Origin of the sequence: Actinobaculum sp. oral taxon 183 str. F0552 (assembly GCF_000466165.1) — a bacterium.
Lineage (GTDB): Bacteria > Actinomycetota > Actinomycetes > Actinomycetales > Actinomycetaceae > Peptidiphaga.
The window spans coordinates 120,114-122,740 of record NZ_KE951405.1; the positions used below are offsets into that span (position 1 = coordinate 120,114).

Genomic DNA, 2,627 nt, shown 5'->3' on the forward strand with positions numbered 1-2,627 from the left:
TCTCGCGTTCGACTGCCGAGGTGCGGCTCTTCGACGCCGCCGACATCGAGGCTCCGCCGATCCTCGTGTGCGGCCGCCGGCCGGGCCTGGACTACACGGTCGAACCCGCCGGCGACCACCTGCTTATCGTCCACAACGCCAACCGCCCCGACTTCGAGGTCGCCATCGCCGCGATCCGGGGCTCGCGGCCGGAGGAGTGGACGCCGATCCTCATCCCCCGCCCGGGCGAGCGCGTCGTCGGCATCGACGCCTACCGGGACTTCGCCGTCGTGTCCATGCGGTCGGGCGGACAGACGCAGCTGCGCGTCATGCCCCGGGGCGCCGCGTGCAACGGGGCCGTCGCCGCGGGGCCCACCGAGTGGCGGCAGGCCACGCCGGTCCCCTCCGAGGACCTGGCCACCATCATGCACCTGCCGCAATCGCACTGGCAGACGGGCGAGGTCGTCTACATGGTGGAGTCGGTCCTGACCCCGCGCACGTGGGTGTCCTACTGCCCCCACACGGGAGAGTCCACCGTGCTCAAGCGTCTGGAGGTCCCCAACTACGACCGCGAGGACTACGCCCAGCAGGGCGTGTGGGTCACGGCCGACGACGGCACCGACATCCCCATGACGATCGCCTACCGCAAGGACCTCGAACCCGACGGCTCGAATCCCGGACTCATATACGGCTACGGCTCCTACGAGGTCTCCTACGACCCGTGGTTCGCCCCGATAAACGTCTCAGCCCTCCAGCGCGGCGTCGTCCTCGCCTTCGCCCACGTCCGCGGGGGCGGCGAGATGGGCCGCGCCTGGTACGACGACGGTAAACTCCTGAAGAAGAAGAACACGTTCACCGACTTCATCGCCTGCGCGAAGTGGCTGCACTCCTCGGGATGGGTGGCCGACCAGCGCCTGGCGGCCGAAGGGTCCTCGGCCGGCGGCCTGCTCATGGGCGCCGTCGCCAACCTCGCCCCCGACCAGTTCCGCGCCATCCACGCCGATGTGCCCTTCGTCGACGCGCTCACGACGATCCTCCGCCCCGAACTGCCATTGACCGTGGGCGAATGGGAGGAATGGGGCAACCCGATCGACTCGCCGGAGATCTACGAGTACATGCGGTCGTACTCGCCCACGGAGAACGTCGTGGAAGCCGAATACCCCGCCGTCCTCGCCACCACGTCATTCAACGACATCCGCGTCTTCTACGTGGAGCCCACCAAGTGGGTGCAGATCCTGCGCGAACGCTCCTCGAACGACCCGATCGCCCGGCCCATCCTCGAGCAGATCGAAATGGCGGCCGGCCACGGCGGCAAGCTGGGCCGTTACGACCGGTGGGACAAACAGTCCTTCGAACTGGCGTGGATCCTCGATCAGATCGGCGCCACGGAGTGAGATGACGCCACCGGCCCGCTCACGAGGGCGAGATAACCCATGAGGGGAAGACGATCGCCGTTGATCTCTTCCCCTCATAGAGGCGCGGTTCGCAAACCGACTTACGTGTGTGATACTCCTCCTATTCTAGAGCATGCCGATGCCCGTCGGGAAATGACGGAATCGAGCGGCTGGTGTCGGCAGACGGCCCGCTATTGCGAAACGGTTGCCAGGGCCGCCCGCCACGTCCCGAAATGCTGGCGAATCGCCGCCGACGAGGGCCGCGCCTCCCCGGAGAAGCCCTCATTCAACCAGCGCCCGTACGCCGCGACGGTGGGTTTGAGTCCGAAGCGCTCGGTCCAGTTCGCAAAGGCGCGAAGCGTGTCGAGGTAGTCCTCGTCGGTGAACTTCGCAGCCCCCCGCTGCCGGCCCGCCCTCACCCTCAGCCCCAACTGGGCGAGGGCGTCGTTCCAGTACCCATTCGAACGCTTGGAGACGGTCTGGGACGTCGGCGGCCAGGTGATCTGACCGGAGTCGGGCGTCCCGCCCAGCGACTTGATGAGCTCCGCGCGAGCGGCGTCGTAGGCCTTGGCGGTGATCGACACCTCGGGATGGCTGGTGATCTCCTCCTGAGCCGCAGCGATCAGCCCCAGCGCCTCGTCGACGAACCCGGGCGTCTCGCTCAGCTGCTCGCGCGTGGCCTCTTCGATGTCGTCGGCCAGCCCGGCGAGGTTCGCAGAGGGCTCGAGCCGGCGGGATTTGGCCAGCATGAGCAGAAGGGCGGCGTTGACGGCGGCCCTGTCGAAAAGGGGGGACCGGCCGCGGACCGGCCGCCCGATGTAGCCGCCGAGCGCCCTGACGGCGGCGTTCGCGCTCGCGCTCGCGGCCTTTTCGACGGCCACATGGTAGTCCTGGCCGGCCTCGGGCCCGCACAGGTCCGACACGCACCGGATGGAGGCGAAGGGGATGTCCCAGGCAGCGCAGATCTGCGCGGCGGCGGCGGACTCCATGTCGGTCGTCAGCGCCTTCGGGAAGGCCTGCCGCATGTCGCCGACGTTCCGTGCGGTGACGAAGGAGTCCCCGGAGAGCATGAGACCGGTCTTGACGTCGGCGCCGACGTGGCCGAGCAGGTCCTCGTCGCCGGGGAAGGCGACCGGCTGGCCCGGGACCTGCCCGCGTTCGTAGCCGAAGGCCGTGGCGTCGGCGGTTCCGTAGGCGTAGGCCGAGCCGGCGACGACGTCGAGGACACGCGTGGAGCCGGCCAACCCGCCGGCC

At 69.0% G+C, this 2,627-nt stretch carries 2 protein-coding genes; one reads left to right on the top strand and one right to left on the bottom strand.

Annotation, left to right across the window (positions count from 1 at the left end; genetic code table 11):
- Positions 1-1,373, top strand: a 1,373-nt coding sequence (locus HMPREF0043_RS00480) for a prolyl oligopeptidase family serine peptidase (RefSeq protein ID WP_021600766.1), incomplete at its 5' end; no start/stop codon positions are given.
- A 191-nt stretch (positions 1,374-1,564) separates the two neighbouring features.
- Here HMPREF0043_RS00480 and mtnN read toward each other — a convergent pair.
- A partial coding sequence (mtnN, locus tag HMPREF0043_RS11890; protein WP_021600767.1) for a 5'-methylthioadenosine/S-adenosylhomocysteine nucleosidase occupies positions 1,565-2,627 on the bottom strand: 1,063 nt, incomplete at its 5' end.